Source organism: Aquisphaera insulae (genome assembly GCF_011064615.1).
GTDB classification, from domain to species: Bacteria; Planctomycetota; Planctomycetia; order Isosphaerales; family Isosphaeraceae; genus Aquisphaera; species Aquisphaera insulae.
In genome coordinates this window covers 132,902-139,097 of the sequence record NZ_JAALJH010000014.1, presented here as the reverse complement: position 1 = coordinate 139,097, position 6,196 = coordinate 132,902, and the positions used below count along the sequence as shown (strand labels likewise).

Genomic DNA, 6,196 nt, shown 5'->3' with positions numbered 1-6,196 from the left:
GATTCCGGGACAAGGTGTCCAGGTCGTCAAGGCCAACGTTTCATCGCGCCAGGGCGAGGCTCCTGCCGAGCCAGGCGCGGAGCGCTGACCGCGCCGAGCGAGCGTTCCGAACCGAATCGCAAGTCGGGCGTTTTGGAAGCAGTTCAAGGACGGCTTTTCGTCGCGTCTCTCCCAGGCGGCTCCAGTAAGTCAAGCTTCCGGCGGACGTCCTCGATCAGTCGTTTGAGCTCCTCGACATGCATCTTCTTGAGTCCCGAAAGTGGAATGGAGTCTGGCGAAGGCCCGGGTGAGGCGTCGAGGTGTTGCCTGTATTTCCTCAGGCACGAGAGCAGGGTCGCGATCTGCTCATGGACCTCGGCCGTTTGCGAGATGATCAAGGAGATGCTCAGGTAGAAGGGGATGATCCGCCCGACCTTGTGTCCCGGAGAAGGATCCTTGCCCTGCTTTTCGGCGAGGCCCGATTCCACGACTTCCTCCACTCGGGCCTCGGAGTCGCTCCCGTCCTGGAGCTTCCAGGTGCCAGGTGCGATCGTGGAGCGGATGATGCGGATGAGCGGCACCATATCAACTCTTGGCTGTTGTCCATCCTTCGGCAGATCCGCCGGCCTCAACAGGAGATCGCCCACGTAATAGGCTACTGGATAGGTGGTCGCGTCCGGCTGATCGACCGGTCTCGACACGGATCGCGGCAGTGGAGAGCGGGACGCCGGAGCCGCGCCATCCTGAGGAAACGCCAAAGCCACACCGGCGAACACGAGGGCAATGAGCGGCAGAGTCATCAGAGCCGCAAGCGTGGTTTTCCTGAGAACCATCGGCATCAGGACTCCTTTCACGAGTTCGAGGACCGAGGCCGGGGCGACGCTCGCCCCGGCCGTACAGGTGAGGGGATTCGTGACGAGAGAGACGGTCGCTCGTGCGAGCGAATCCGGCACGGTGAGCTCGATAGGCCGGGCCAGGAGCAAGGCCAGGTCGGCGTCGCCGGGAGCGAGGCCGCGACGGGAAAGGCGATCGCGGAGCCTGGCCCGGGCGCGGGCGAGCCGGCTGCGGACGGTGCCGACGGGCCAGCCCAGGCGGGCCGCCGCGGCCTCATGCGTCAGGCCGTCGAGGTAGCAGCAGACGATCGCGGTCCTGAGGCGATCGGGCAGGAGGGCGAGCTCCTCGTGGATCGCCGCCGCGGCCTCGCGGAGCGAAGGGTGCGAGTCGCGGTCAGGCCGGGCATCGACCGCTTCCGGAATCGAGTCGAAGGGCCTCTCGCGGGCGACTCGCCGAATTCGCCGCGTGCGGGCCCGCTGGGCGACTCGATAGGCCACGGTGCAGAGCCAGGGCGATAGCGAGCCATCGCCCGCGGTCCGAATCGATCGAGCGGAGCGGACGAGGACCAGGAACGTGGCCTGAAAGGCGTCCTCGACCTCGTGGCGATCCGCGAGCAACTTGCGGCAGATGTTCAGGACGTGGGGCCCGTGCCGCAGCAAAAGCGCCTCGAAGGCTGCCGCGTCGCCCTCGGCGAATCGCGCCAGGAGGGAGCGGTCGGAATGCCCGGTGAAAGCCCCTCCCCGCATGATCCTGGCTAGCTCGCGGCCGGTGCCCATCCTGGAACCACGCATCGTCGTGCCCGGCCCTCCTGCCCTCGCGTCGAAACGTCAACTCCGTGCGTCTCACTACCTCTATACCGAAAACCCCGCGACCAATCCCGGATTCTTCGATGTGGATCGGTCCGCCTGCCATCTCGCATTCGCTCCTGCGATTGTGTACACTGTCCGCGAATCCAACCAGGCCGAGGAAAGGGGGCGACCGATGCGGCTGGCATGTTCCGATTCCCGGAGTAGTCCGATCCTGGTCCTCCTCCACGGGTTTCCGCTCAGCCGCGCGATGTGGGATGGGCAGATCGAGGCGCTGGGATCCGTCTGCCGGATCATCGCCCCGGACCTCCGCGGGCACGGCGAGTCCGACGCGCCCGACGGCGTCTACGCGATGGACGAGATGGCCGACGACGTGATCGAGCTGCTCGACGCGATGGGGATCACCCAGCCGGTGGTCCTCGGTGGGCTCTCCATGGGGGGATATGTCGCGCTCTCGCTGGTGCTGAGGTATCCGGAGCGGGTCTGCGGGCTGATGCTCATGGATACCCGGGCCGCGGCCGATACGCCCGAGACGGCCAGGGGTCGCGAGGAAACGGCGCGGACCGTCCTTCACGAAGGGGACGGGCACTCGATGATCGAGACGATGATCCCCCGGCTCTTCTCCAAGTCCACCCGCGAGAAGCTCCCCCACAAGGTCGGCGCGATGCTCGCGGTCATGGAGCGGACGAGCTCTCAGGGGATCGCGGGGGCCCTCCGCGGCATGGCTGTCCGGCCGGATCGCCGCGACGATCTCAGCAAGATCACCGTCCCGACGCTCGTCCTGGTGGGCGAGGACGACGCGGTCTCCCCGGTGGACGAGGCCCGCGAGATTGCCGGCCGGATTCCGCAAGCCCGCCTCGTTGTCATCCCGGGCGCGGGGCATCTCAGCCCCTTCGAGAACCCCACGGCCACCAACGCGGCCATACTCGGTTTCCTCGCGGAGCTCCCCGGGCTGGCCGCGACGGTCACGGCGTGAGCATGGTGGACGACTCCATGGAAGAAGCCCTGATCTCGACCCCCGCACAACTCCGCGAGCTTGTCGGGCACATCCGCGACTCCGGCCGGTTCGGGTTCGACACCGAGTTCGTCTCCGAGGACACCTTCGAGCCGGTCCTCTGCCTGATCCAGGTCGCCACCCGCGAGCGGCTGGCGGTGGTCGACCCGCAAGCCGTGGGGGACCTCTCCGGTTTCTGGGAGGTTGTCCTGGACCCGGCGGTTGAGGTCGTGATGCACGCCGCGGGCGAAGACATGCGGATCTGCCACCTCCGCACCGGCTCGCTCCCGGTCCGCGTGTTCGACGTCCAGATCGCCGCCGGCCTGGTCGGCTACAGCTATCCGCTCTCGCTGGTGAACCTCGTCTCGCAGTCGCTCCGCGTCTCCCTTCCGGGGAGCGAAACCCGGACCGACTGGCGGCGCAGGCCGCTCACCCCGGCTCAGCTCCGCTATGCCCTCGACGACGTCCGATATCTCCTGGAGATCGCCGACGCCCTCAAGGAGGAGCTCGCCGCGAAAGGGCGGACGTCCTGGGCCGAGGAGGAGTTCACCGACTTCCTGCACAAGGTCGCAAAGCGGTCGGACGAAGACCGCTGGCGTCGGTTGCCGGGCCTGAACTCGCTGAACCGACGGGCGCTCGAGGCGGCCCGGAGGCTCTCCGCATGGCGCGAGGACGAGGCCCGTCACGCCAACCGGCCCCTCCGCCACGTCCTCCGAGACGACCTCCTGGTCGCCATCGCCAAGCGGCAGCCGGCCAGCCGACGCGACCTGGAGGCGCTCCGCGACTTCAACCGCCCCGCACTGCTGAACCGGGCCCAGTCCATCCTGGCCGTGATCGAGCAAGCCCGCCTCACGCCCGAGGACATGCTCCCGGACCTCAGCCCGCGGTTCGAGGACGGCCCCGGGGCCTCGACCGTGACCAGCCTCCTCTCGGCGGCCCTCGGCCAGTGGTGTGTCCGCGCGGAAGTCGCCACGCCGCTCGTCGCCACGGTCGGTGACCTGAAGCACCTGATCCGCTGGTATCTCGACGGCAGTCCCGACGACGACCGGCCCTCGCTGATGACCGGCTGGCGGGGAGATCTCTGCGGCGGGATGCTCGTGGAGGTCCTGGAAGGGCGGCGGACCTTTCGCGTGGTCGATCCCGCGAGCGAGTTCCCCGTGGCCGTCGAGTCCGCGCCGGGGATTGAACGATGAGCCGAATCCTGAGCTGCTTCACCAATTGCTACGGGCCCGATGGCGTCCGCACGGCCGTAGAGCGGATCCATGAGGCCGGGATTGATCACCTGGAGCTGGCCCTTCGCGGCCACAACTTCGGCGGCCTCATCATCCCCGAGTCCGCGGTGATCACCGAGAAGGCCGATGAGGCGACCGTGCGATCGTTCCTGGACCTGCTCGATCGTCACCGCGTGAGGATCAGCGGCTGTAACGTCGGCGGCGCGGACATCCGGACGGCCGAGGGGCTGGCCCTGACCGAGAGTCGGATCCGCTTTGCCGCCCGGTGGTTCGCGGTGCCGGTCTGCGTCTCAGGAGCCGGACAGCCCGCGAATCCCGCCGAGCGCACTCTGATCGTGGACCACCTCCGACGCCTGGGCGACACCGCGGGGGCCGTGGGAGTGATCCTCGCCCTGGAGACCCACAAGGGGCCGACCCAGAACGCGGCGGCGATGCTCGCCCTCATGGACGAGGTCGATCATCCTTCCGTCCGTCTCAACTTCGATACCGGAAACATCGCTTACTACAACGCGGGGGTCGATCCCTGCGACGAGCTCGAGAAGGTCAAGCACCTCGTCCGCAACGTCCACCTGAAGGACAACCGCGGACGCTTCGAAGACTGGTATTTCCCGGCAGTCGGCGAAGGGGGGGCGGTTGATTTTGGCCGTGTTCGCGAGATCCTCGACGGCGTCGGCTTCGCCGGCCCCTTCACGATCGAGATCGAGGGCATCGGCGGCGAGCCCGAACCCGGCCTCGAGGGCCGGCAGGACCGCATCGCGCGCAGCGTCCGGCACCTCCGGGCCTGCGGCTACCTCGACGCCGCGGGATGAGGAGACGCTCAGTCGCCGCGGCCATGTCGAGCCCGACTCAGCGACATCGCCTCGAGATCGCGATCATCCCTATCCTGCGGATTCTCGAATCTGCTGAGGCTCATGCAGGCAAGGTCCTCGTCCCGGCACCCCGGAGATTCGCGGTCGAGGCCCTGAACCTCTCGCCCGAACATCTCGGTATGATCCGCCTGGAACGCCCCGAACCCTGGACGCTCGAGGCCCCGGATGACTCCCGTGGTGAGAACGAGGGGATTGAGGCTGAGGCTACGATTCGGCATGGGCTCCTCGAAATCGGCTAGCTCGGACGAGGTTCCCCCGCGCGGACGGCGATCGCGTCACGATCGCGCGTGAATCACTCGTCGACTTTCACTTCGCACGACTAGGCCGGGAAGATCCGCCCGGCTCCCGGTCGATCACGATCGATCCGTGTGACTATCCTAATCCATACGCCCGGAAAGGTGATCTGTCACGAGATTACTTCGCATTTTTCTACAAAGATCTTGAACGGATCCGCTTCCGAAGCCTCGTTCCCCCGTGCCAGGAGGTATGAAGGCCGATTACCGAGGTAGTCTGGAAAGGGAGGGCAGCTTGCGGTTCAAGCTCGACGGGGTTTGGTGCCGATGGATATCGATACGCGATGCGGTTGCTCCTGATGCCCCGGCTTCACCGAGTGGCCCGTGTCGCGGACCGTTAAGAATCTCACCTGGCGAGCGAATCACAAACGGGCGCCGATCCGAGAGAATCACGAGGTACTGACATGGGGTTGGACCTGGCCTTGGGTGTGATGGTGCTGCTGGCGGGGATCCGCGGGTGGCTGAGGGGCTTCGTGGCCCAGGTCGTCCGGCTAGTAGGGTTCGTGTCGTGCTTCTACCTGGCGGACCCGGTACGTGACTTCGTCCGGCCCTACGTTGCGGAGCGGCTGCCGACGGTCGCCCCGCCGGTGCTGGACCGGCTGCTCTGGTGGGTCGCGGCGGTCCTCTCCTATGTCCTTATTGTCGGCCTGACGACACTGGCGATCTCACTCATGAGAAGGCCGCCGGAGCCGGGAGGTCTGCCCCAGGCCCGTCGCGACGACCAGTTCGCGGGTTTCCTCCTGGGCGCCGGCAAGGGGACCGTCATGGTCGCGTTCCTCGCCGCGGCCGTGGCGAAGTACGGACCGGCCGTGACCGAGAACCTCCCCTGGGCCGCTCGCCAGACCGAGGGCTCCTACGCGCTGAAGTGGACCGCCCAGTACCAGCCCGTCCCGAAGATCTGGGCATCGCAGCCGGTCCGACACTTCGTCCAGCACATCCAACGCAACGGCCTGAAGAGCGGCGCGGAGGCCGAGGCGGCCCGGCAGGTCGCGGAGAAGGCGATGGGTGGAATGGAAGGGACCGTGAGACCGCGGATGGAGCTCCCCTCCGCCGAGCAGATGCCTTCGGAGCAGGCTCCCGGGGCGCTGGGGCTGGATCCCGAGGTCGTCAGGGACATCGAACGATACAAGCAGGAGCTCGAGAACCGATCCGGGCCTCGTTGAGAGGTCCGCCCCTCGACCGGTTCAAG

At 67.2% G+C, this 6,196-nt stretch carries 5 protein-coding genes; 4 read left to right on the top strand and 1 reads right to left on the bottom strand.

The window, feature by feature from the left end; genetic code table 11:
• Positions 1-143: 143 nt before the first annotated feature.
• On the bottom strand, positions 144-1,604 hold the full coding sequence (locus tag G6O54_RS10915) for an RNA polymerase sigma factor (protein ID WP_165224603.1): 1,461 nt from the start codon (positions 1,602-1,604) through the stop codon (positions 144-146).
• Between the two features lie 190 nt (positions 1,605-1,794).
• On the opposite strand from G6O54_RS10915, the gene G6O54_RS10910 reads away from it, so the two are divergent.
• From G6O54_RS10910 to G6O54_RS10895, 4 genes are all read left to right on the top strand, one after another.
• Positions 1,795-2,595 (top strand): alpha/beta fold hydrolase, encoded by an 801-nt coding sequence (locus G6O54_RS10910; RefSeq protein ID WP_165224601.1) that lies wholly within the window; start codon positions 1,795-1,797, stop codon positions 2,593-2,595.
• A gap of 2 nt (positions 2,596-2,597) precedes the next feature.
• Positions 2,598-3,806 carry a ribonuclease D gene (locus tag G6O54_RS10905; protein WP_250846828.1) on the top strand — a complete coding sequence of 403 codons (1,209 nt, stop codon included), beginning with the start codon at positions 2,598-2,600 and terminating at the stop codon, positions 3,804-3,806.
• Entirely contained in the window at positions 3,803-4,654 is an 852-nt protein-coding gene (locus tag G6O54_RS10900; protein ID WP_165224598.1) for a sugar phosphate isomerase/epimerase family protein, read from the top strand. Before G6O54_RS10905 ends, G6O54_RS10900 begins: the two co-directional genes overlap by 4 nt.
• Before the next feature lie 757 nt (positions 4,655-5,411).
• Positions 5,412-6,170, top strand: coding sequence for a CvpA family protein (locus tag G6O54_RS10895; protein ID WP_165224595.1), 759 nt, complete (start codon positions 5,412-5,414; stop codon positions 6,168-6,170).
• The last annotated feature ends 26 nt before the right edge of the window (positions 6,171-6,196 follow it).